The sequence below is a fragment of the Proteiniclasticum ruminis genome (assembly GCF_900115135.1).
Classification (GTDB): domain Bacteria; phylum Bacillota; class Clostridia; order Clostridiales; family Clostridiaceae; genus Proteiniclasticum; species Proteiniclasticum ruminis_A.
Map to the genome: position 1 here is coordinate 38914 of NZ_FOVK01000011.1, position 22718 is coordinate 61631.

At 44.0% G+C, this 22718-nt stretch carries 22 protein-coding genes; 15 read left to right on the forward strand and 7 right to left on the reverse strand.

Going from position 1 to position 22718, the window contains the following annotated elements:
- Nucleotides 1-33: 33 nt before the first annotated feature.
- Nucleotides 34-597 (forward strand): hypothetical protein, encoded by a 564-nt coding sequence (locus tag BM243_RS12410; protein ID WP_074912667.1) that lies wholly within the window; start codon nt 34-36, stop codon nt 595-597.
- A gap of 80 nt (nt 598-677) precedes the next feature.
- Here BM243_RS12410 and BM243_RS12415 read toward each other — a convergent pair whose 3' ends face one another.
- Nucleotides 678-887: a hypothetical protein gene (locus BM243_RS12415; protein WP_074912668.1), complete on the reverse strand. Its 210-nt coding sequence runs from the start codon at nt 885-887 to the stop codon at nt 678-680.
- Between the two features lie 359 nt (nt 888-1246).
- Nucleotides 1247-2842: a peptide chain release factor 3 gene (locus BM243_RS12420; protein ID WP_074912669.1), complete on the reverse strand. Its 1596-nt coding sequence runs from the start codon at nt 2840-2842 to the stop codon at nt 1247-1249.
- A 249-nt stretch (nt 2843-3091) separates the two neighbouring features.
- Between BM243_RS12420 and BM243_RS12425 the strand changes: the two genes are divergently transcribed.
- The 4 genes from BM243_RS12425 (at nt 3092) to nagE (BM243_RS12440) (ending at nt 8157) form a co-directional block, all read left to right on the forward strand.
- Nucleotides 3092-3913: a Cof-type HAD-IIB family hydrolase gene (locus tag BM243_RS12425; protein WP_074912670.1), complete on the forward strand. Its 822-nt coding sequence runs from the start codon at nt 3092-3094 to the stop codon at nt 3911-3913.
- 13 nt (nt 3914-3926) lie between these two features.
- Entirely contained in the window at nt 3927-5822 is a 1896-nt protein-coding gene (locus BM243_RS12430) for a DUF2207 domain-containing protein (protein ID WP_074912671.1), read from the forward strand.
- Between the two features lie 45 nt (nt 5823-5867).
- Nucleotides 5868-6431 (forward strand): LemA family protein, encoded by a 564-nt coding sequence (locus BM243_RS12435; protein WP_074912672.1) that lies wholly within the window; start codon nt 5868-5870, stop codon nt 6429-6431.
- 286 nt (nt 6432-6717) lie between these two features.
- Nucleotides 6718-8157, forward strand: a complete 1440-nt coding sequence (gene nagE, locus BM243_RS12440) for an N-acetylglucosamine-specific PTS transporter subunit IIBC (protein ID WP_074912673.1) — start codon at nt 6718-6720, stop codon at nt 8155-8157.
- 179 nt (nt 8158-8336) lie between these two features.
- Here the strand turns inward: nagE (BM243_RS12440) and BM243_RS12445 are convergent, their stop codons facing one another.
- Together BM243_RS12445 and BM243_RS12450 are read right to left on the reverse strand one after the other, a co-directional pair.
- Nucleotides 8337-9017: a PucR family transcriptional regulator gene (locus tag BM243_RS12445; RefSeq protein WP_074912674.1), complete on the reverse strand. Its 681-nt coding sequence runs from the start codon at nt 9015-9017 to the stop codon at nt 8337-8339.
- A gap of 17 nt (nt 9018-9034) precedes the next feature.
- A complete protein-coding gene (locus BM243_RS12450; protein WP_074912675.1) occupies nt 9035-10144 on the reverse strand; it encodes an ABC transporter ATP-binding protein in 1110 nt (369 codons plus the stop codon).
- A 175-nt stretch (nt 10145-10319) separates the two neighbouring features.
- Here BM243_RS12450 and BM243_RS12455 point away from each other — a divergent pair, with 175 nt between their 5' ends.
- Complete coding sequence (locus tag BM243_RS12455; RefSeq protein ID WP_074912676.1) at nt 10320-11153, forward strand: PRD domain-containing protein; 834 nt, start codon at nt 10320-10322, stop codon at nt 11151-11153.
- On the forward strand, nt 11150-12613 hold the full coding sequence (gene nagE / locus BM243_RS12460) for an N-acetylglucosamine-specific PTS transporter subunit IIBC (protein ID WP_347499610.1): 1464 nt from the start codon (nt 11150-11152) through the stop codon (nt 12611-12613). Before BM243_RS12455 ends, nagE (BM243_RS12460) begins: the two co-directional genes overlap by 4 nt.
- 64 nt (nt 12614-12677) lie before the next feature.
- Here the strand turns inward: nagE (BM243_RS12460) and BM243_RS12465 are convergent, their stop codons facing one another.
- The 3 genes from BM243_RS12465 to BM243_RS12475 all read right to left on the reverse strand — a co-directional run bounded on the left by BM243_RS12465 (nt 12678) and on the right by BM243_RS12475 (nt 14409).
- Nucleotides 12678-13073 (reverse strand): GNAT family N-acetyltransferase, encoded by a 396-nt coding sequence (locus tag BM243_RS12465; RefSeq protein WP_074912677.1) that lies wholly within the window; start codon nt 13071-13073, stop codon nt 12678-12680.
- 18 nt (nt 13074-13091) lie between these two features.
- Nucleotides 13092-14105: a tryptophan--tRNA ligase gene (gene trpS / locus BM243_RS12470; RefSeq protein ID WP_074912678.1), complete on the reverse strand. Its 1014-nt coding sequence runs from the start codon at nt 14103-14105 to the stop codon at nt 13092-13094.
- Nucleotides 14106-14247: 142 nt separating this feature from the next.
- Complete coding sequence (locus tag BM243_RS12475; protein WP_031573700.1) at nt 14248-14409, reverse strand: zinc-ribbon domain-containing protein; 162 nt, start codon at nt 14407-14409, stop codon at nt 14248-14250.
- A 354-nt stretch (nt 14410-14763) separates the two neighbouring features.
- Between BM243_RS12475 and BM243_RS12480 the strand changes: the two genes are divergently transcribed.
- From BM243_RS12480 to BM243_RS12515, 8 genes are all read left to right on the forward strand, one after another.
- Nucleotides 14764-15180, forward strand: coding sequence for a hypothetical protein (locus BM243_RS12480; RefSeq protein ID WP_074912679.1), 417 nt, complete (start codon nt 14764-14766; stop codon nt 15178-15180).
- Nucleotides 15181-15429: 249 nt separating this feature from the next.
- Nucleotides 15430-16044, forward strand: coding sequence for an NAD(P)-dependent oxidoreductase (locus tag BM243_RS12485; protein ID WP_074912680.1), 615 nt, complete (start codon nt 15430-15432; stop codon nt 16042-16044).
- A gap of 345 nt (nt 16045-16389) precedes the next feature.
- Nucleotides 16390-17610, forward strand: a complete 1221-nt coding sequence (tyrS, locus tag BM243_RS12490; protein ID WP_074912681.1) for a tyrosine--tRNA ligase — start codon at nt 16390-16392, stop codon at nt 17608-17610.
- Nucleotides 17610-18299, forward strand: coding sequence for a metallophosphoesterase (locus tag BM243_RS12495; RefSeq protein ID WP_074912682.1), 690 nt, complete (start codon nt 17610-17612; stop codon nt 18297-18299). The genes tyrS and BM243_RS12495 overlap by 1 nt, the downstream gene beginning before the upstream one ends.
- A 58-nt stretch (nt 18300-18357) precedes the next feature.
- Nucleotides 18358-20355, forward strand: a complete 1998-nt coding sequence (gene tkt, locus BM243_RS12500) for a transketolase (protein ID WP_074912683.1) — start codon at nt 18358-18360, stop codon at nt 20353-20355.
- 105 nt (nt 20356-20460) lie between these two features.
- Nucleotides 20461-21234, forward strand: coding sequence for an SDR family NAD(P)-dependent oxidoreductase (locus tag BM243_RS12505; protein ID WP_074912684.1), 774 nt, complete (start codon nt 20461-20463; stop codon nt 21232-21234).
- Nucleotides 21235-21321: 87 nt separating this feature from the next.
- Entirely contained in the window at nt 21322-22110 is a 789-nt protein-coding gene (locus tag BM243_RS12510) for a GTP pyrophosphokinase (protein WP_031573682.1), read from the forward strand.
- A 195-nt stretch (nt 22111-22305) separates the two neighbouring features.
- The gene (locus BM243_RS12515) at nt 22306-22674 is read left to right on the forward strand and encodes a hypothetical protein (protein WP_074912685.1); all 369 of its coding nucleotides are present in this window, start codon (nt 22306-22308) and stop codon (nt 22672-22674) included.
- Nucleotides 22675-22718: the final 44 nt, after the last annotated feature.

Consider the following 22718-nt stretch of genomic DNA (forward strand, 5'->3'; position numbering starts at 1 on the left):
GCAAAATGAGAGTATACGTTGAGGAGGACAGATTTGAAAAATAAAAAATACGCCACACTACTAGTAATTATGATAAGCATAATGGTCATTTCCGGATGTAAAAAAGAAGAACAAACACTTTACAACCGAAACATAGTGGTGGATGGTACTGTATTACCATTCTATGAGAGCTCGTTGACGTATAATGCAGAAGATGAAGGACAGATGAGAAGTAAGCTTTCTTCAATGTTGAATGACACCATCGCAAATCTGCCTGGAACTGAAGAGTATATCATTGTAAATCACAATGGAGAAGATTTGACACAGGAATTTCTTGTTGAGAAATCACCTTCTCATCAGGAAATGCAAGACATGATTAAAAAAGTCAAAGAAAATGGATACCTGATTGTAAGAAAAGATCATTATCGAGTTACAACAATTGAAAAAGAGATGAAGGCTCTCTTTGCTGGTGAAAGAATTGCAATCAGACCTGAAATAATGGATAAAGTGATGAAAGACAACAAAGAAGCGTATGAGAATAAGGACTATGAATCCATCAATTTGTATCTTCAAAAGAATGATATTAAAATCTATGATACATTGAATTTGCAACCATAATAACACTGTTTACATACAGAGCCGAAAAAAAGACTGGAAATCCAGTCTTTTTTAGCAATAAACGGAAATCTAAGTCCACTTTAGCTCTCTACTTTTTTATGGTTCCTTTTCATGATTTTTGGGAGTACTCCTCGGATGAACCCATCCAAAAAAGTGATTGAACCAAATAGTTCCATTCCAATCCCTGGTCTGTATCGCTCTGCTCCAAAGATATAATTTGCTAGAATGCCCAAAACGTAAAATGCCGCTCCTACGAAGACTTTTTTCATATGATAATCTTGTTTCTTCAAAAACATCCATCCTTTCGATACAGGTATTTTGCGATTGCAGCCTTACTGCCAAGTGTCCTTTTTGATGTTCAGAGTATAAATCTTGTGTATATCAGAGAGGGAGGTTACAGTAATTCTTCATAAAGGGCTCTCACCAGGTGATTTCAAAGTAAGCAGTCTCGTGAAGAATCATGAGGATATCATATATGGACTATTCGTAGCATTTGCACTCTGATTCTATACTAATGATACGGAATATAGTTTAAGCATACTGTAAAATTTGTAAAATAGATAGCTGAAAATAGAAAAGCAGCTGAAGTTTCTCTTCAACTGCTTTTGCTGCTTGATAGACCTGAGATGAACTCCGATCTGCCAAACTGCTAATCAACTTTACCCACATCAGTCAATGTAAGGCCCTTATTATGGCTTAGCGCCCAGCTGATGCCCCATTCATTCTGGAAGAGCAGGATGTTTCTGTCTCTCAGATCCTTTACCAGGCGAGTGTCAGAGGTGATGTCCAGATCATCCAGGTTGATGTCTTCCTGATCCATCCAGCGCACGAAGCGGAAAGGAAGTCTTTCAACTTTCAGATCCACACCATATTCATTCTTCAGTCTGAACTCCAGAACGTCCATCTGCAGTGTACCCACTACACCGACAATGATCTCTTCCATGCCGATATGGAGTTCTTTATAGACCTGGATGGCTCCTTCTTGAGCCACCTGAGTGATTCCCTTGACAAACTGCTTTCTCTTCATGGTATCCATAGGCCGCACCCTGGCAAAATGCTCTGGTGCAAAGGCTGGAATACCTTCAAATCGGAATTTGTTGTTTGTGGAGGTGAGGGTATCTCCAATGGAGTAGATACCTGGGTCGAAAACACCGATGATGTCTCCAGCATAGGCTTCTTCCACCATTTCTCTGTCCTGAGCCAGGAACTGCTGAGGCTGAGAAAGCTTCACCTTTCCTTTGCCCTGATAGTGGTTCACTTCCATACCCTTCACAAACTTGCCAGAGCAGATTCTGATAAAGGCAATCCGGTCTCTGTGCTGAGGATTCATATTCGCCTGAATCTTGAAGACAAAGGCAGAGAAGTCATCGCTCATGACATCAATTTCCTCACCCTCACTGGTTTTTCTTGGAAGGGGAGAAGAAGTGAGTTCCAGGAAGGACTTTAGGAATGGCTCCACACCAAAGTTTGTCAGAGCAGAAGCAAAGAATACAGGGCTGAGTTCTCCGCGAAGAACTGCTCCCATATCAAACTCATCTCCAGCAATGTCAAGAAGCTCGATATCATCCTTCAGCTGTTTGTGGAAATCTTCTCCGATGAGGTCTACAAATACCTGGTCCTCTACGGATCCCTTCACGGAGTTTACCGTAGTCTGTCCATGATTTCCTGAAGAGAACACCTGAATACTGTTGGAGCTTCTCTCATATACACCTTTAAAATCTTTTCCAGATCCAATGGGCCAGTTCATGGGATAAGTTTTGATGCCAAGCTCCCGCTCAATCTCTTCCATAAGCTCGAAAGGATCCCTTGCTTCACGGTCCATCTTGTTGACGATGGTGAAGATTGGAATATTTCTCAAAGAGCACACATTGAAGAGCTTTCTTGTCTGCTCTTCCACACCTTTTGCAGCATCCACAACCATTACAGCAGAGTCTGCTGCCATAAGAGTTCTATAGGTGTCTTCCGAGAAGTCCTGATGTCCTGGGGTATCCAGGATGTTGATGCAGTAGCCGTCATAGTTGAACTGCATCACGGAGGAGGTTACAGAGATTCCTCTCTGCTTTTCAATCTCCATCCAGTCGGATACAGCATAATTCTTTGATTTTCTTGATTTTACAGAACCTGCCAATCGGATGGCGCCTCCATAAAGAAGCAGCTTCTCGGTCAGGGTTGTTTTACCGGCATCCGGGTGAGAGATGATGGCAAAGGTTCTACGTCTCTCAATTTCTTTTCTTAAATCTTCCACGGTTTTCCTCCATATTTACGATCTATGCAAATCCTGCCGAACATGCAGGAGCTTCCATTTCATACTTCTTGTCTTTTTCAGACCAATTATATATTATAGTTGATTTTCAAGGATTATACTACTAAATTTCCAGAAGAAAAAGTGGAAAATCAGACTCTTTACAAGAATTAATGGAAATTTAATGGTAAGTATAACGTATTTATATATATTGTGGGGTATAATGAATACAATTAGCAGTGGAGGGACAGAATGATCAGATTAGCAGCCATAGACATGGACGGAACCTTGCTTTCCAAAGAGCATACCGTCAGTGAAGTCAATCAAAGAGCCATAGCCCTGGCCAAAGAAAAGGGAATCAAAGTAGTGCTCTGCAGCGGCAGAACCATTGAGAATCTTCTCAGTTTCACCAAAGAGCTCAATCTTCATGGAGAAGAGGACTATGTAGTCGGCTATAATGGAGCAGGAGCAGTGAAATCTGCCAGCGGAGAATTTATTTACGAAAACTGTCTAACCGGAAAAGAGACCAAGGCCATCACAAGAATCTGTGATGAGCTTGGTGCCAACTATACGGTGCACACTTTCAGGAGAGCATTTACGCCTCGAGACAATGCGCACTCCAGAAGAGAAACAGAACTCAATGGAGTGGAACTCTTCATCGAAAATCCGGAAGGGCTATCAGATGAAGAAGTGGTGACAAAGGTTCTGGTTCTCGATGATCCAGAGATTCTGGACGGATATGCGCCAAGACTTTATGAAGCATTGGGCGAAGAGTTCCATGTGGTGCAGACCATGCCCATTTATCTGGAGATCATGCGAAAGCATGTGAACAAATATGTAGGCATCATGGCGGTAGCCAAGGAGCTGGGTATCCAAAGGGAAGAGATCCTTGCCATTGGAGATGCCATGAATGATTATGAGATCATCAAAGAAGCAGGCATCGGTGTTGCCATGGGCAATGCGGAGGATAAAGTGAAAGAAGCCGCTGATTTTGTGACAAAAGACCATGAGGAGCATGGGGTAGCTTATGCACTCAACCATTTTCTGCAGCTGGGGATGAACGATTTTAAGTAAAGGTGGTGAAGCCATGAAAAAGTTTAGATTTCTGTCTCTGTTTCTTCTGATGATGCTGGCTGTTCTTCTTCCATGGAAAGATGCATCTGCATCCAGCATGTATTACGAAGTGTCCAGATTCAACCTGACAGTGGATATACAGGAAAATGGAGACGCCAGGGTGCTGGAGGAGATCACGTACAATTTTGATGGAGAGTTTAATGGAGTCTTTCGAAACATCGACTATTCAAGGACCAGTGGACTGTCTGATCTTACGGTGGGCGTTTTAGAAGGGGGAAGTGTCCGCAGTTTTACAGAGGCATACTCTGGAGACGCCAATACCTATGAGGTGGAGGACACTGGAAGTATAAGGAAACTTAAAATATATGAGAAGTCCAGAAATGAAGAAAAGACCCTGGTCATCGGATACACTCTGCAGAATGTGGCGGAGAAGTATAATGATATTTCCATCTTCAATCGTAAAATTATTGATTCAGGATGGGATATTCCTCTGAATAATATCACCATTACCATCACCATTCCGGAAGGAGCCCAAAAGGAAGACCTTAGAGTTTTTGCTCATGGACCTTTAACAGGTTCCAGCGAAATTGTCGATGGCAGGACTTTCTACTTCACAGTGCCCTCTGTGAGCGGCAGATTTGTGGAAACTCTGGCCATTTTCCCAAGAGACCTGATTCCAGCATCCACCAATACCTTTAACAGAAATGAGCTGGAAACCATTCTGAAGAATGAGCAGCGTCTTGCAGATGAGGCGAACAAAGAAAGAGAAGAAGCCATCAAAGAACTGGAAAGAGAGGCCAAGCAAAGAGAGCGAGAAAAAGCATCCAGACCCATTTTTGGTGCAGGAATTCTGGCTGGTCTTGGTTCCATTTTCTTCATGTTCAGAAAGTATGGCAAAGAGCTGAAACCCACTTTTGAAGGGGATTACTATAGAGAACTGCCGGAGGATTATTCTCCAGCGGTGATGACGTATCTGCTCACAAAAGGGCAGTCCAAAGATGTGGATATCATGGCCACCATTCTGGATCTTGCCAGAAAGAAGGTCATAAAGCTCCGGCCTGTGGCCATTGAGAAAGGAATGATCTTCAAGAAAGAGGAAGAGTCCTTTGAAATGACCTGGATGGACAAAACAAAACTGGATACGCTTTTGCCTCATGAAAAATTTCTGGCCACCTGGTTTATTGATGAAATCGGCAATGGAAATGGCCTGGTTCTGGAAGATCTGGAGAAGATTCTAAAGAGCAATAAGGCAGCGCTCCAGTTCCAGAAGGACTACACCTACTTCAAACATAAAGTCAAAGAGGTGGGAGAAAAGCAGAAATTCTTCCAAGGCAACGAACTGCCTGGATCGAAGGTGTTTGTCATCATCGGACTTGCGTTGATCCTTTCAGGTGTCCTTGGATTATTTACACTAGGAAGTATCATTGCCATTGGTTTGGCAGCCATAGGTATGTTTCTTTTGTTTGGCCTGCTGGCCATGCGATTTGTCAGAAAGTATTCCCAGAAGGGCATCGACCATAAAGCCATGTGGATGGCATTCAAGCAGTTTCTCCAGCATTTTTCCAATATGCAGGAGGCTGAGATTCCGTCCCTTGTCATTTGGGAGCACTATCTGGTGTATGCTACGTCCCTAGGTGTAGCGGATGAAGTCATTGATCAGCTGCCTAAGGTCTTCTCAGAGCAGGAGCTTACAAATCCAGACCTCACTTACATGGGTGGATACAGAAGCTTCAGTAATTTCTATATCATGAATCAGGCATTCTCCAATACCATGACCCGCGTGAACTCTGCGGTGAGCACAGCTCAGATTGCTGCTTCCCAGAAGTCATCGGGATCCGGCTTTGGCGGAGGATTCTCCGGCGGAAGCTCAGGTGGAGGCGGAGGCGGTGGAGGCGGTGGCGCCTTCTAACAGCTGCTTTAACGATAAAAAATGTAAAGAGAAAGGAAGATGTATATGAAAACAGGAACCATTATTCTACTAGTTGTCATTGGCCTTATTGTACTTCTGGCACTCTATGGCGTCTCTGTATACAACAGTCTTGTTGTCCTGAAGAACCGCGTGAAGAATGCATGGGCACAGATCGAAGTTCAGCTCAAGAACAGAGCAGATCTCATTCCAAACCTTGTGGAGACTGTAAAAGGCTACGCTTCCCATGAAAAAGAAGTGTTTGAGAATGTCACCAAAGCGAGAAGCCAGGTGCTTAATGCCAAGGGCGTAGAAGCCACAGCGAAAGCGGATGCTGAGCTGTCCTCTGCAATATCAAGACTTCTTGTTACTGTGGAAGCTTACCCTCAGCTGAAGGCAGATCAGAATTTCCTTTCCCTTCAGAGCGAACTGAAAGATGCGGAAGAGAAAATCCGCTATGCCAGACAGTTCTATAATGACACCACCATGAAGTACAACACTGCCATCCAGGTATTCCCCAAGAATATCTTTGCAGGCATGTTCAACTTCAGAGAAGAGCCTCTCTTCGAAGCTTCAGAAGAAGACAGAGCAGTGCCTACAGTGAAATTCTAAGCATTAAGGTCTTCCAGAAGAACAACCTTTTGGAGGACCTTTCTTTTGCTTGTTTACTTATTGTTTACGATTTCTCTTTGATAAGTTGTTGACAGAATTTTTTTTATCGGCTAAGATGAAATCAAATACATGGATTGTTACTGGTAAGCAGGCAAGACCGAGATACATGCAACGTTGTTGCTTTGTTTCTTCGGTCTTTTTTATTTATGCTGTGGCCACAGAGCCTGAGGACCGGTACTGGCTATGCATTGAACTTATTTCATTTATTTTAAGGAGGAAAAACATTATGATGAAGTATCTACAAAAACTTGGTAGATCACTCATGCTCCCTGTTGCAGTACTTCCTGTAGCATCCATTCTTATGGGTATCGGGTACTGGATTGACCCTTCAGGCTGGGGTGGCGGAAGTCCAATCGCCGCATTCCTCATCAGTGCCGGTGGCGCAATTATTGATAATATGTCCATTCTTTTTGCAGTGGGTGTTGCTCTTGGTATGTCCAAGGATAAAGATGGTTCTGCAGCACTTGCAGGTCTCGTAGCCTTCCTGGTTGTTACTAAGCTTCTTTCCACAGGAACCGTTGCTCAGCTGACTCAGGTGGACGCAGAAGCAGTAAATGCAGCCTTTGGTAAAATCAGCAATCAGTTCATCGGAATCATCTCCGGTCTGGTGGCTGCAGGCATGTACAATAGATTCTCCCATGTACAGCTGACTCCAGCGCTTTCCTTCTTCAGCGGAAAGAGACTGGTGCCAATCATGACATCCTTTGCCATGATCCTTGTATCAGCAGTGCTGTTCTTTGTATGGCCAGTAGTATACTCAGGCCTTGTAGCATTTGGTACTTCTATTTCAGAACTTGGTGCAGTTGGAGCTGGTATCTACGGATTCTTCAACAGACTTCTGATCCCAACAGGACTTCACCATGCACTGAACTCTGTATTCTGGTTTGATGCCATTGACATCAATGACATCGGAAATTTCTGGGCAAGCACCGGTACTCCTGGAATCACAGGAAGATATCAGGCTGGTTTCTTCCCAGTGATGATGTTTGGTCTTCCAGCTGCAGCTCTTGCTATGTATCACACTGCGAAGGATAAGAAGAAAAAGGTTGCAGGAGGACTTCTTCTGGCAGCAGCAGTATCTTCTTTCTTCACAGGAGTTACAGAACCAATGGAATTCGCCTTCGTATTCCTTGCTCCTGGACTTTACCTGGTACATGCAGTTCTGACTGGTATCTCTGTATTCCTTGCAGCTCAGTTCCAATGGATTGCTGGATTTGGATTCAGCGCAGGCTTTGTAGACTTCTTCTTAAGTCTTAAAATGCCACTGGCTGTAAATATCTGGATGCTGATCCCACTTGGCCTTGTTATGGCTGTAGTCTACTACTTCCTGTTCAGATTCCTCATCGTAAAGCTGGATCTTAAGACACCTGGAAGAGAAGATGATGAAGTTGTAGAAGGAGAAGGAAAGGTTCTTTCCAAAGACACCAACTTCAAAGCTCTTGCAGCTGAAATCCTGGAAGGGCTTGGCGGAAAAGAGAACATCGCTTCTCTTGACTACTGCATCACAAGACTGAGACTTGAAGTGAAGGACAATCTTCTTGTGAATGAAGCAAAGATCAAGAAGGCTGGCGTGGCTGGTGTAGTAAGACCATCCAAAACCAACGTTCAGGTTGTCATCGGACCACAGGTTCAGTTTGTGGCAGATGAGTTCAAGAAACTGATTTAATTTAGATTACTAAGTAAAAAGACGGCTGCTGTAAAAGGCAGCCGTTTTGTTGTGGTTTGAATGTTTCTAAGTCTTTAGTTGTCTTGTTAGGGTTCTATTGTGAAGGGAAAAAAGGGAAAGCATCCGATTTCCTGGAGGGGAAAAATCAGATGCTTTTCTGTATGATTCAATATATAAGATTATACGAAGTAGGATAGGGTCAGAAGCTGCAGAGCTTCTTGAAAGTTCCGGATATCCAGACCTGTGATCTGATGGATTTTCTGAATCCGGTAGGTCAGGGTGTTCCGGTGGATAAAGAGCACTTTTGCGGTCCTGCTCATGGAAAGACTTTCTTCTATGAAGGTCTTCACCGTAAGGCGAAGCTCATAGGACAGTTTTTCATAAGAAGTCCTTTTCGTTTCCAGAAACTTAGAAAGATCCTCTTGTGAAATCTGTTCCAAAATTCTTACGAGAAAGAGATCCTCCACGGCATAAAGAGAACCCTTAAGATCCAACCGGACAATGCTTCTGGAGGTGTCCTGCAGTTCTGAAATTCTCTCTAAGAGGGATCCGGTACAGGGGTTCCTGTAGTAGAGCACCGTATGGTTTTTATAGAAGTTCTCTGTCAGTGCAGTGGAAAGTCCACTGGCAATTTTAAAAGCATCTTTAAGCGGTGCCATAACAATCACATGATCATCCACCACGAGGAGATGTTTATCTGAGCTCAGATAAGCCGTGAGAAACTCATATAGTTCTGTGTGGTTTTCAGCGGATGAAAGGATAGGGCATAAGGAAGTTTTTGGTGCTTCCTTCTGAAGGTCCTCTATTTTGTTATTGAGCTTCATTTTCTCCGAAGTGGAGGAAAGTGAGTATGTGGTCATGGCAGCGCTCCCCATTGTTAGAATATGGTTTCTTCCGTTTCTTTATCAAACACGTGGATCTTTTCTCCGTTGAAGGCAAGCTTTACTACCTGGTTTGGCTTCACATTACTGTTTCCATTGACACGGATGGTGATGTTATCCACTTTGTTGGTCAGGTATACATAGGACTCTGCGCCCATGATTTCTGTGACTTCAGCCTTGGCTTCAAATGATGGAGTACCCCATTTTTCAATCTGTTCCTGTTCATAGCTGATATTTTCAGGACGAACACCGATGACCACTTCTTTGCCTTCCATCTTTCTTTCACTGAGTTTCTTGGCCTGATCTTTGGAGACAGGGATTCTTACAGTATCATAAGCAAGAAGTGTCTCTCCACCTTCAGAAACTACTGTGGCGGGAAGGAAGTTGATCTGTGGGGAACCGATGAAACCTGCAACAAACATGTTGGTTGGATTGTCATAGATGTTCTGAGGTGTATCCACCTGCTGAATGAGTCCATCTTTCATGACAACGATTCTGGTACCCATGGTCATGGCTTCTGTCTGGTCATGGGTTACGTAGATAAAGGTAGTCTGCAGCTTCTGATGAAGCTTGGAAATTTCTGTTCTCATCTGGACTCTAAGCTTTGCATCCAGGTTTGACAGCGGCTCATCCATAAGGAACACATTGGGATCCCTTACAATGGCACGGCCCAGGGCAACTCTTTGTCTCTGACCGCCAGAAAGAGCTTTTGGTTTTCTCTGGAGGAGATGCTCAATATCAAGAATCTTAGCAGCTTCTCGTACTTTTTCATCGATGTCCTTCTTGGACATTTTTCTCAGCTTCAGTCCGAAAGCCATATTGTCATAAACACTCATATGAGGATAGAGCGCATAGTTCTGGAACACCATGGCAATGTCTCTGTCCTTGGGGTCCACATCATTGATGATCCGGTCCCCGATCATTACGGTGCCGTCTGAGATTTCTTCAAGTCCTGCAATCATTCGAAGCGTTGTGGACTTTCCACAGCCTGAAGGACCGACGAAGATGATGAACTCCTTATCTTCTATTGTAAGGTTAAAATCCTTAACTGCAACCACATCTCCGGGATATTTCTTCCAAACATTTTTTAATTCTAAACTAGCCAATTGCTTCAGCTCCTTTCAACATACTTTCATCTTACGTGTTTCATGGAAAGGATTCCATTGACAAAATGCACAAACTTTTTGCTGCTGTCTGACAAAATGCACAGAGCCTTTCTACTAGGAAAAATCATGAAGAACTACTATAATAGAGAGTAGAGTGTTCCATGGGAGGTTGTGGATGAGGATAATCAAGATATTCAATAACAATATCGTTGCAACCCGGTCTGAGAACGGAGAGGAGATGATCCTCACAGGTGCGGGCATCGGATTCCAGAAGAAGCTGGGGGATCTTGTTTCGAAAGACCGTATCGAAAAAGTGTATGAGGTCCGGGAGGACGGGAAGGATAGACTCTATAGGCTTTTTGGGGATACACCCATGGAGCTTATTGATGCTGCCCAGAAGATTCGGGACAGAGCAAAAGATGAGCTGGGGATCCAGATGACGATGCAGGCATTGGTAGGAATGATTGATCATATTACCTATGCCGTGGAACGTAAAAAAAGTGGGCTGGAGATACCGAATCTTATGCTGCACGAAATCAAGAGTCTTTATCCTGAGGAGTTCCAGGTGGGGCTTTTAGGGCTTCAGTTTATTCAGGATGCCACAGGAGTGCTTCTGTCAGAACATGAGGCAGGCTATGTGACCATGCATATGGTGAATGCTTCCCTTGGAGAGAACAAGGAAAGCATCTCCAAGATATTTCTCTTCACCAGCGGCATCGTGGACATCATCGAAGATGTCTTTGACATTGATTTTGACGAGGATGAGATTTCATTGGCAAGGCTCAATTCCCATCTGAAATTTTTAGCGAAAAGAATTCTTCTGAAGCAGCCCAGTACAGAGGATCAGGTAGAAGATTTCTATGAGATGTTCATGAAAAAAGATAAGCGGTATAAGTCTGTGGAGAAGAAAATCAAGACCTTTGTCTATAAGAACTTTCATCATGAGGTGACCTTGCAGGAGATGGTCTACCTCATGGTACACATCAATAAGGCCATCAGTTCAAGATGATGCGTTTTCATGCGCTTAGAAAAAGAATGCTTCTGCTTTTCCAAAGACTCGGGAAAGCACTGATGCTCCCGGTATCTGTTCTTCCTGCGGCGGCCATTTTGATTGGTATCGGATACTGGATGGATCCACTGGGATTTGGAGATGGATTTCTATTCTCGAGAATACTGGTTCAGGTAGGTCTCATTATTCTAGACCATGTGCCCATCCTCTTTGCAGTGGGCGTTTCTCTTGGTATGGCCAAGGAGAGAGATGGGTCGGCGGCGCTTTCTGGACTTCTGGGGTATCTGGTGCTCACAAGAGTTCTTTCCACAGAGTCTGTGGCGCAGTATCAGCAGATTCCTGTTTTAGAAGTCAGCGAAGCCTTCTCAAGGATCGGCAACCAGTTTACTGGGATTCTCTCGGGACTTGTTGGCGCATATATGTTCAATCGCTTCAGCACACTTCAGCTGCCTTCGGGTCTGAACTTCTTTGGCGGAAAGCGTTTTGTGCCTATTATCAGTGCTCTGGCCATGGTTTTAGTGAGTCTTCCGCTGTACTATGTCTGGCCACTTCTTTATGAAGGACTTATTGTATTCGGTACTAGAATCAGTGCGTTAGGACCGTTGGGGGCTGGGATCTATGGATTTCTCAATAGACTCCTCATACCACTAGGTCTGCATCACCCTTTAAACTCAGTTTTCTGGTTTGATGTCATCGGGATCAATGATATTGGAAACTTCTGGCAGGGGATTGGTGAATACGGAAAGACAGGGCAGTACCTGGCAGGGTTTTTCCCCATCATGATGTTTGGACTTCCTGGGGCAGCCCTTGCCATGGGGAAAAAAGCCATGAAAGGGCAGAAACGTAAAACCCGCTCCTTCATGGGCACTGCGGCGGTGGCCTCTTTTCTTACAGGAATCACAGAACCGTTGGAGTTTTCGTTCATGTTTGTAGCTCCACCTCTTTATGTGCTTCATGCTTTTCTTACAGGGGTGTCCCTCTTTCTTGCTGCACAGTTTCAGTGGATTGCCGGATTCAGCTTCAGTGCAGGACTGACGGATTTTCTTCTCAGTTTAAGGATGCCCATGTCAAAGGATATGGGGATGCTTCTGATTTTAGGAATCGTTATGTTTTTTCTTTACTACTTTTCTTTTTCTTACGCCATTGAGAGGTTTCAGCTTTTAACACCAGGACGGGAACCGAAGAAAGTGAAAAAAGAAGAAGAAAGCACTCTTTATTCCAGAAACTATAAAAAACTGGCCAAGACCATTCTAAAAGCCAGTGGAGGACAGGAGAATATTCTTCAGGTGGACGCTTGCATCACTAGGCTTCGCTTGGATGTTATGGACGAGAAAAAAGTCAGTGACAAACGCCTTCGAAGCATGGGCGCCATGGCAGTTCTAAAGCAGGAGGGCCATGTGCAAGTAATCATTGGTCCTGAAGTGCATTTTATTCTGGAGGAGCTGAAACAGCTGCTGTAAATCCATAATAAGGAATTCAAAAGGCATCAGAGCGAAAAAGCTCTGATGCCTTATTACATTTCATTCATTTACCGCTTTGCTTTTCATAGTTCCGGTGCATCATCCCCAGAGTTCTCTTCATCCCCAAGCTTTCATAAAACGGGCGAAGGTCCTCATCGCAGGAGAGATCGATCATATAGAACTCAGAAAGCGCATGGACTGCTCTTTTCATTAGTTCTTTTCCGATTCCTTGCTTTCTGTATGCGGGAAGCACTTCTAGCAGGGGAATATAACAGCTGAGCACTCCATCGCTGATGACATTCAGAAATCCAACAATGGCAGTTCCATCCAAGGCTACCAGAGAAAGGTAGCTTTTTTCAAGAAGCTCTCGATGTTTTTCTTTACTTGGCGGATTCGGCCATCCTTCAAAAAAACCATCCGGTAGGTCATAAATTGTCCTGTACTTTTCATAGTTGATCATAGGGGGACTCCTTATGGTCTATAGTCTCACTGGGGGCAGAAGACCCACTTTCTTCTGCATCTTCCGTAAGGTCTTCATGGCATGGTAGTTCGCTTTCATAGCCCCTTCACCATAAATCTTCTCCAGCTTCTCTTTCTCGGTCAGGAGTTCATTGGCTTTCTCCTGTACAGGTTTCAGTTCTTCAATGATGGTCTCGGCCACGTACTCTTTAAACTCTTTATATCCTTTTCCTTCGAAAAGTTTCACCACTTCATCTGGCTTGATTCCTTTTATCGCAGAGACAATGTTGATCAGATTCTTAACGCCAGGCTGCTCATCGGTGTAATTGACAACACCCACAGAGTCTGTGACAGCTCGTGCAATCTTCCTTCTGATGACTTCCGGTTTGTCCAAGACAAGAATATAGGAGTTTTCGTTGTCATCTGATTTAGACATCTTCTTTTCCGGATCCTGAAGATCCATGATCTTCGCAGCACTTTCAGAAATCTTAGCTTCGGGCAATACAAAGGTATCGCTGTAACTCGAGTTGAATCTCTGGGCGATATCTCTAGCAAGCTCCACATGCTGCTTCTGATCGATGCCTACGGGCACAAAATCCGTATTGTAAATCAGAATATCTGCAGCCATGAGTACTGGATAATTAAAAAGTCCAGCAGAGATGGATGTGTTTTCTTTCAGTTTTGCTGTTTTGTCTTTGTACTGGGTCATTCGGGACAGTTCTCCCATATTTGCCGTACAGGTCAATAGCCAGGACGCCTCGGAATGCGCAGGCACATGAGACTGCACAAAGAGGGTGCTTTTTTCGTAATCCAGGCCGGAGGCGATATAGATGGCTAAAATCTCCAGAACTCTTTTACGAAGGAGTTTCGGCTCCTGCTTTACTGTGATGGCATGAAGGTCTGCGATGCAGTAATAACACTCATAGTCGTCCTGAAATCTGATCCAGTTCTTTATAGCACCTAGATAATTTCCAAGGGTGATTTCCCCTGAAGGTTTGATTGCACTGAATACAATTTTCTTTTTCTCTTCCATATGTCGTCCTCCAAAACTTCTCAGTTGTATTTGCCAAGAGGTGATGCTCATGCTATGAAGAGCGTTCTTGGCATTCTTTTATCTATTATATCTTTTTTGCACAAAAAAAGGTAGTTACATTGTAACTACCTTTCCTTGAAGACTATCTTCTGGAGTTCATCTTTTCGTTCTTTCTTGCTCTTCTGCAGTCAGGACATCTAACTGGTTCGTTTTCGAATCCCTTTTCCTTGTAGAATTCCTGCTCACCAACGGTGAATGTGAATTCGTTTCCGCAGTCTCTGCAAATGATCTTCTTGTCTTCCATGTTTTTTTCCTCCTTAGCAACAGTATTTCTTGGAACTTCTGAGGCTAAGGCCTGGAATACTAAGAAAAGTACTGTGTCTAAATAATATTACCTTACGGCAACTTTATTATATCAGATAATTCCCACAATGTGAACGGGATAAAGTGAAAAATATGCCGAATACTAAAATATCGTTGCCATATTATAGGCAGTATTCGATTTCGTATCATAATATCGATGGCTTAAGGGGGAAATAAGCGCAAAACCATCAATAGTTTAGGAGTTTTCTGTTTGACTAAATTTTCGGATAATTATATAATGGAGTCATAGTTAAAGGTTTTCAAGTAAACCTAATATTCAAAGGGAGTGATTGACATGATACAGGTAATTTATGGCAAGAGAGGATCCGGAAAAAGCAAAAAGATGGTGTCTCTTGCCAATGAACAAGCCAAAACAGCCAAAGGCAATGTTGTTTTTGTAGATGACGATTCCCGTGCCATCCATGAACTGGACAGGGACATTCGTTTCATCAATGCCGAAGAATATGCACTCACAGATTACAGGTCAATCTATGGATTCCTCTGCGGAATCATCGCCACCAATTATGATGTTACCACGATTTTCGTGGATGGACTGCTGAATGGTATGGACAAGAAAAGTGAAAGCTCCGATAAGATCTTTGAAAAACTCCAGGAATTCTCCGAAGCCCATGAAATTGATCTTTATATTGCAATGCATGATGAAGGGGATCTGGCGGTTTCTGAACTTGAAAAATATAAGGTGTTAAGTTAGCCTTTTTTGAAAGCTCCAATTTGTGTTGGAGCTTTTTGTGCATTCTTCATAGCTGTGTTGTCAGGGGGGAGTCTTTTGGACTTCCTCCTTGTTTTTTCCAGCTGTGCAGCAGGGCCAAGGAGTGAATCCTTTGCTTGAAGCGGAAACAGTAAAGATGTTTTTGTGTAGTAGAATAAGCTGTGAGATACACTTGTACATACAAAGAAGATTGTGAGAAACTCAATTAAGATATGAATTAAGGAGGGTAAAATGAAAATATTTATATTAGGTGCCACAGGACAAACTGGATCCATACTCACCAAGATGGCATTAGAAAGAAATCATAAGGTTACCGCATACGTAAGGTCTCCTGAGAAGGTGCTCTTGAAAAATGAGAATCTGACCATTGTAAAAGGAGATGTTTTTTCGCTGGCAGAGATGTCGGAAGCTATGGCGAGTCATGATGTGGTGGTCTCCTGTTTGGGTGGAAATAATAATGATAAGGAGACAGTCATTGCTAAAATGACTGAAAATATCATTCAAAGTATGAAAGCAAACCATATCAATCGAATTGTCACCATATCCACAGCGGGCATACATGATGAGTTCTCGTTTGTCATGAATCTCATTGTAAAGTCCTTCCTCAAACATGCAATCCATGACCATAGATTAGCAGCAGAGGCGATTATATCCAGTGGATTAGAATATACCATCGCAAGACCGCTGGCGCTGACAAAAGGACCATTGACTGAGGTGTACAGGAAGACGCCCAAAGGAGTTCCCCGTGGAGGAAAGGAGATCTCAAGACAGGATCTCGCCCATTTTCTATTAAGTGTCATCGAAAAGGACGAGTTCAAGAATGAAACAGTAGGCTTAGCATACTAGGAAAGTAAGTTCGTTAATCCCATGGTACAGTTCAGCCTGACGGGAAATACAGCATGAATGCCTAAGCTTCGTAGAGAATATCTGAGTTTGCGCATATCTATGGCCTAGAGCATACAGCGACAGTTGCATTGTAGGATTCAGAGCACTTGAGTAGACGAGAAAGGATACATATCTTCTCGTAGCAGTGATTATTGGATTTTTCGGTAAATATTTAAGGTGTTCATTGGTGCGAGGATATCGAAACAGTGCTCATTTTCTCATGAGTCCACTAATTATGGGAACCTTGAAAATTGAGCAAATAGGCACTATACTAAAGTGTAGTATAAATCGTCAGGAGTTGTAAAAATGAGTGTATTTGATGAATTGCAAAGAAGAGGATATATCAAGCAGCTGACCCATGAGGATGAAATCAAGAAGGCCCTCACGGAAGAAAAAGTCACCTTCTATATTGGCTTTGACCCTACAGCAGACAGTCTTCATGTAGGACACTTCATTGCGATGATGTTTATGGCCCATATGCAAAGAGCAGGGCATAAACCCATTGCTCTAGTAGGTGGTGGAACTGCCATGATTGGGGATCCATCCGGTAAAACAGATATGAGATCCATGCTGTCCAGAGAAGATATTGAAAAGAATATTGTGGGCATCAAGAGGCAGATGGAGAAATTCATTGATTTCAGTGAGGACAAAGCTCTGCTTCTAAACAACGCAGACTGGCTCATGAATCTTAATTATGTGGAGTTCTTAAGAGACATCGGCGTTCATTTCTCCGTAAACAATATGCTTCGTGCTGAAAGCATCAAGCAGAGACTGGAAAAGGGACTGTCTTTCCTGGAGTTCAACTATATGCTGATGCAAGGGTATGATTTCCTGTATCTTAATCAGAACCATGGCTGCACCATGCAGCTGGGGGGAGACGACCAGTGGTCCAACATGCTGGCAGGCATTGATCTTGTGAGAAGAAAAGAAAGAAAGACAGCCTTTGCCATGACTTGTACTCTTCTGACAAACTCTGAAGGACAGAAGATGGGTAAAACCGTCAATGGTGCATTGTGGCTGAATCCGGAGAAAACACCAGTCTATGATTTCTATCAGTACTGGAGAAACGTGGATGACCGGGATGTGGTGAAGTGCCTGAAGCTTCTCACATTTGTAGACATCAATGAGATAGAGCGCATCGAGGCTTTGGAAGGACAGGACATCAACGAAGCCAAGAAGCTTCTTGCCTATGAAGTAACCAAGCTCGTTCATGGGGAAGAGGAAGCAGACAAGGCAAAGAGCGCTGCAGAAGCACTTTTTGGCGGTGGAACAGATCTTTCCAATGTACCCACCATTGAAATCACCAGAACCGATCTAGAGAAAACCCTTCTGGAAATTCTCCTTGCAGGTGGAGTATTCCCATCAAAAGCAGAAGGAAGACGGAATATGGAACAGGGTGGCGTGTCCATCGATGAAGAGAAGATCACAGATCTTCAGCATAAACTGAAGGAAGAGGATTTCAAGGAAGATTATGTCCTGGTCAAGAAGGGCAAAAAGAAAATCTACAGAGTCCTTTTGGTGGGCTAATGGCCCTATATGCCATTTCCGACCTGCACCTTTCCTTAAGTGGGGACAAACCTATGGATGTCTTTTCAGAGGAATGGAAAAACCATGATGTGAGAATCCGGGAAAACTGGCTGAAGAAAGTCAAAGAAGAGGATACAGTCCTTCTTGCGGGAGATCTCTCCTGGTCCATGAAACTTCAGGGTGGTAAAGAAGAACTGGATTTTGTGGCAGGTCTTCCTGGCAGAAAGATCATCATCAAGGGAAATCATGACTACTGGTGGGGCAGCATCACGAAGCTCAACAGTATGTATGACAACATGGATTTCATTCAAAACAACTTCTTCTCCTATGAAGACTATGCCATCTGTGGTACTCGAGGATGGGTGATTCCAGGGAGCAGTCTTTTCAAAGAAGAAGATGAGAAGATCTTTAGAAGAGAGATCCTGCGCCTGAAAATGTCTCTGGACGCCGCAAAGAAAAGGGGCTTCCAGAAGTTCATCGTTATGATCCATTATCCGCCAGTGAATGAAACTTTTAAAGATTCGGAGTTCACCGATATTTTTGAGGAATATGGTGTAGAAAAAGTCATCTATGGACATCTTCATGGAAAGTCTCTTCAGAGGGTCATGACAGGAGAAAGAAATGGTGTAGAATACATCCTTACGTCCTGCGATTACATCGGCTTTGATCCGGTGCTTATTAAACCGTAACACAAGAACATGGTGCGATGACAATTTGAAACGTACCAATAAATATATGGAGGTTGACATGTACAACAATAATGATGCCTTAACCATCAATGCCATCCGTGCGCTGTCTATTGACGCCATCGAGAAAGCAAACTCGGGACATCCGGGACTTCCTCTGGGAGCTGCACCCTTTGCCTATGTGCTCTGGGCAAAGAATATGATGCACAATCCTAAAAACCCTACCTGGTTCAACAGAGACCGTTTTGTGCTCTCTGCAGGACACGGGTCTGCTCTCCTGTATTCCATGCTTCACATGGCTGGATATGGCCTTCCCATGGACGAACTGAAGAATTTCAGACAATGGGGATCCAAGACACCAGGACATCCTGAGTATGGTCACACTGTAGGCGTAGAAGCCACCACAGGACCACTGGGTCAAGGAATTGGTATGGCTGTAGGTATGGCCATGGCAGAAAGCCATCTGGCAGCAAAGTACAACAGAGACGGCTATGATGTCGTAAATCACTACACCTACGCTCTTTGTGGAGATGGAGATCTGATGGAAGGAGTTTCCCATGAAGCTTCTTCTCTGGCAGCTCATCTGAAGCTCGGCAGACTGATTCTTCTTTATGATTCCAATGACATCTCTTTGGATGGAGATCTTCATAAGTCATTCTCTGAAAGTGTCAAAGAAAGATATGAAGCCTACGGATGGCATTATCTGAGAGTAGACGATGCCAACAATCTGGAGGCTGTGGATGAAGCCATCAAGGAAGCAAAGAAAGTAGTAGACAAGCCTACCATCATTGAAATCAAATCCATCATTGGTATGGGAGCCCCAAATCAGGGAACTTCCAAGGTTCATGGTGCACCCCTTGGAAAAGAAGGCGTCAAGATCACCAAGGAGTTCTTCCAGTACAATCATGAGGACTTCACTGTACCACAGGAAGCCTATGACACTTTCCAGGGACACATCGAAGAGTATGGCGTAGCTGGAAACAAGGTTTGGGATGAGCTGTTTGAAGGGTATAAGAATGCTTATCCAGAACTTGCAAAAGAACTGGAGGATGCCATTTCTGGAAAGCTTCCAGAGGATTTCACAAAGGACCTTCCATCCTATGCCGCTGGCAAGGGGGTAGCCACAAGAAACGCTTCTGGTGAAGCCATCAACTACTTTGCAAAGAAGCTGCCAAGCCTCTTTGGTGGATCTGCGGACCTTGCTGGATCCAACAAGACCACCATCAGTGGAGCTGGAGATTTCTCCGCTGAAAACAGAAGCGGAAGAAATATCTGGTTTGGTGTCAGAGAGTTTGCCATGGGAACCATGATGAACGGTATGCATCTTCATGGAGGACTTCGCGTCTTCGGTGGAACCTTCTTTGTATTCTCAGACTATGTAAGACCTGCAGTAAGACTTTCTGCGCTGATGGGACTGCCAGTGGTCTATGTGTTCACCCACGACAGTGTTGCTGTTGGAGAAGACGGACCTACCCATGAGCCTATTGAGCATCTGCCATCCTTCAGAGCCATGCCGAACCTTACAGTGCTTAGACCTGCAGATGGAAATGAAACCTATGCAGCCTGGAAAGTAGCGCTGGAGTCCGAAAGTACGCCAACCATCCTGGCTCTGTCCAGACAGAACCTCACCACCATGCCACTTCCCATGGAAGAAGTGGTGGAAGGCGTGAAGAGAGGTGCGTATATTGCATCTCCATCCGAGAAGGAAGTCAGCGATGTGCTCCTTATCGCCACTGGATCTGAAGTGCCACTGGCTTACGAAGCCCAGCAGGAGCTGAAGAAAGAAGGCATTGATGCGGCTGTAGTTTCCATGCCATCTTGGGATCTCTTTGAGAAGCAAGACAAGGCCTACAAGGAAAAAGTCCTGAATCCTTCTGTGAAGAAGAGACTGGCCATGGAACTGTCCAATCCACTAGGATGGGAAAGATATGTGGGAGACGAAGGAAAGATACTTGGTATTGACACCTTTGGTGCTTCCGCACCTGGAGAACTGGTCATGGAGAAGTTTGGATTCAATGTGCCAAACGTGGTTTCCATGGTAAAGGACCTCCTGAAATAAGAAAAACAACTGCTGCCTGGAAGATTATTTTCCAGGCAGTATTTTTGTGTATTTTGTAAGGTTTGAGAAGTATAATGAAGGAAAATGTCATAGGAGGAGTTTATTATGGAAGGATATGCACTGATCACAGGAGCCACATCGGGGATTGGGCTGGAGCTTGCGCTGAATTTTGCAAGAGACGGCATCCATCTGGTGCTGGTGGCAAGGACCAAGGAAAAGTTGGAGGAAATCAAGACACGCATCGAAGGGGAGTATGGCGTGAAAGTTTTGATACTGCCGAAAGATCTCACCCATGAAGAAGCTCCGCTGGAAATATATGAAGAGCTGGAGAAAGAGGGAGTCCAGGTGGATTATCTGGTGAACAATGCTGGCTTTGGCACCTTTGGACGGCTGAAAGATACAGATCTTGAGACGGAGAAGGATCTGGTGAAACTCAATGTGCTTTCTCTTCTGGAAATGAACAAGCGCTTTGTGCCTGCCATGGCAGAAAGAGGATTTGGCTATGTGATGAATGTGGCATCTCTTGCAGCTTTCATGCCAGGCCCCGTCATGGCCAATTACTATGCATCCAAGGCCTATGTTCTCAGTCTTTCCGAAGCCATGCATGAAGAGCTGAAGCCCTACGGCGTAAAAGTCAGTGCGCTGTGCCCAGGACCTGTAAAGACAGGCTTTCAGGAAAGAGCTCAGATGAAGAAGACCAATGCGGCCATGGCGTTTCTCATGGAAGCCAAAAAGGTGGCGGATGTGGGGTATCTTGGCATGTGGAGAGGAAAAGCAGTGGTGGTGCCTGGCACCTTTGAAAAAGCAGTCCCTGTTCTCGTAAAGCTTTTGCCAAGGTCTCTCATCCGTAAAGCGTCCTTTCTTTCACAAAAAGAGTAATTCTTTGCCGTTAATTTGCTATAATGGAAAGAGATACTGAAAAAACCCAGGATTCTGGATTTTGGAGATATGTGAGAGGTGTGTTTCATGGCCAGTAAAGATTGGAAAACATTTTTGATTCCCTATGAACAGGCAGTGGAGGAGCTTAAAGTGAAGCTTCGAGCCATTCGTACAGAATACCGCAGAAAAAATGATTATTCTCCCATTGAGTTTATTACAGGCCGTGTGAAGGAAGTTTCCTCCATGCTGGAGAAAGCCAACAAGTTTGGGATTCCCCATGACCGTCTTGCGGAGGAGCTGGAAGACATCGCAGGAATCCGTATCATGGTGCAGTTTGTGGATGACATTGAAACAGTGGTGCAGCTGCTTCGTGGAAGAAGCGACATGCGGATTCTTTATGAGAAAGACTATATCACCAATGTGAAGCCCAGCGGATACCGGAGTTATCATATGATCATCGAGTATCCCGTCAATATGGCGTCCGGAGTGGTAAATGTCATCGGAGAAATCCAGATCAGAACCCTTGCGATGAACTTCTGGGCGGTGACAGAACATAGCCTGAACTACAAGTATAAGCAGAGCATTCCGGAGCATATCAAAATCAAACTGAAAGCTGCAGCAGAATCTGCCTATCAGCTGGATGAGACCATGCTGGACATCAAAGACGAAATCAAGGATGCCCAGAAGCTCTTTGAAGTGAAGTCTGCCTTAGTATCCAGAATTATGAATGATATTCTCTTTCTTATGTCCATGGGGAAGATTCAGGAAGCGTCCAGATTCCAGAGTCAGCTGAATAAGCTCATAGAGTATGGAGATGTGTCAGACCTCAATCAGCTCCATCAGATGGTGAAGAAAGAAATCAACCGGTTTAAATAAGAAGTATGAAAAGTGCAGGAAATCTCAGCCTGTACTTTTTTGTTATTGATGGACCAGAGATGTAAAATATGAAACTGCTGATTTATCAGTGTGTTTTTAATAAATCTGTAATAATCTGGATTTGAAGAGATTTCTTCGAAATTAGTGTAACAAAAGGACCCCTGTTTCTGTTTATATAGTAAAGGGGTGTTTTTGATGTATGATAAATATGAAGTGCTGGGATTGTTTTTGGGGAGTGTGACAGGCTTTTTACTTGCAAAAGTCTATCAGATCTGGGCCATTCTCTATTGGATGGAAGGCATGGCTCTTGCGGGGAAAGATGGATACTGGGAAACAGAGATCTGGGTGTTTTCCATTGAAAATCCGAATCTGTTCTTGTTCATCGTTGTTGCACTGTTTGCCACGGCTGGCAATTTGATTCAGAAGAAATACTTCAGGCAAAAAGAAAAAAGCGATAGGAATACAGCACCTTACAGGAATTGCGCCAGAAAGCCCATACCGAGCTTGCCCGGCTTCAGCCGTGGGATGAATGGCGCTTGCGTGGCAAAACATATTGCAGCTTGAATCTCATACCGATACAATGTGTTTATGAGCCAAACATATAGAAG

Bases quoted from the DNA above. Each gene is read 5' to 3' on its own strand.
- BM243_RS12485 (WP_074912680.1), top strand. From the start codon at position 15,430: ATGAAAATATTTATATTAGGTGCCACAGGACAAACTGGATCCATACTC.
- nagE (WP_347499610.1), top strand. From the start codon at position 11,150: ATGATGCGTTTTCATGCGCTTAGAAAAAGAATGCTTCTGCTTTTCCAA.
- BM243_RS12425 (WP_074912670.1), top strand. From the start codon at position 3,092: ATGATCAGATTAGCAGCCATAGACATGGACGGAACCTTGCTTTCCAAA.
- nagE (WP_074912673.1), top strand. From the start codon at position 6,718: ATGATGAAGTATCTACAAAAACTTGGTAGATCACTCATGCTCCCTGTT.
- tyrS (WP_074912681.1), top strand. From the start codon at position 16,390: ATGAGTGTATTTGATGAATTGCAAAGAAGAGGATATATCAAGCAGCTG.
- BM243_RS12445 (WP_074912674.1), bottom strand. From the start codon at position 9,017: ATGACCACATACTCACTTTCCTCCACTTCGGAGAAAATGAAGCTCAAT.
- BM243_RS12495 (WP_074912682.1), top strand. From the start codon at position 17,610: ATGGCCCTATATGCCATTTCCGACCTGCACCTTTCCTTAAGTGGGGAC.
- BM243_RS12515 (WP_074912685.1), top strand. From the start codon at position 22,306: ATGTATGATAAATATGAAGTGCTGGGATTGTTTTTGGGGAGTGTGACA.
- BM243_RS12465 (WP_074912677.1), bottom strand. From the start codon at position 13,073: ATGATCAACTATGAAAAGTACAGGACAATTTATGACCTACCGGATGGT.
- BM243_RS12505 (WP_074912684.1), top strand. From the start codon at position 20,461: ATGGAAGGATATGCACTGATCACAGGAGCCACATCGGGGATTGGGCTG.
- tkt (WP_074912683.1), top strand. From the start codon at position 18,358: ATGTACAACAATAATGATGCCTTAACCATCAATGCCATCCGTGCGCTG.
- BM243_RS12475 (WP_031573700.1), bottom strand. From the start codon at position 14,409: ATGGAAGACAAGAAGATCATTTGCAGAGACTGCGGAAACGAATTCACA.
- trpS (WP_074912678.1), bottom strand. From the start codon at position 14,105: ATGGAAGAGAAAAAGAAAATTGTATTCAGTGCAATCAAACCTTCAGGG.
- BM243_RS12480 (WP_074912679.1), top strand. From the start codon at position 14,764: ATGATACAGGTAATTTATGGCAAGAGAGGATCCGGAAAAAGCAAAAAG.
- BM243_RS12435 (WP_074912672.1), top strand. From the start codon at position 5,868: ATGAAAACAGGAACCATTATTCTACTAGTTGTCATTGGCCTTATTGTA.
- BM243_RS12510 (WP_031573682.1), top strand. From the start codon at position 21,322: ATGGCCAGTAAAGATTGGAAAACATTTTTGATTCCCTATGAACAGGCA.
- BM243_RS12455 (WP_074912676.1), top strand. From the start codon at position 10,320: ATGAGGATAATCAAGATATTCAATAACAATATCGTTGCAACCCGGTCT.
- BM243_RS12430 (WP_074912671.1), top strand. From the start codon at position 3,927: ATGAAAAAGTTTAGATTTCTGTCTCTGTTTCTTCTGATGATGCTGGCT.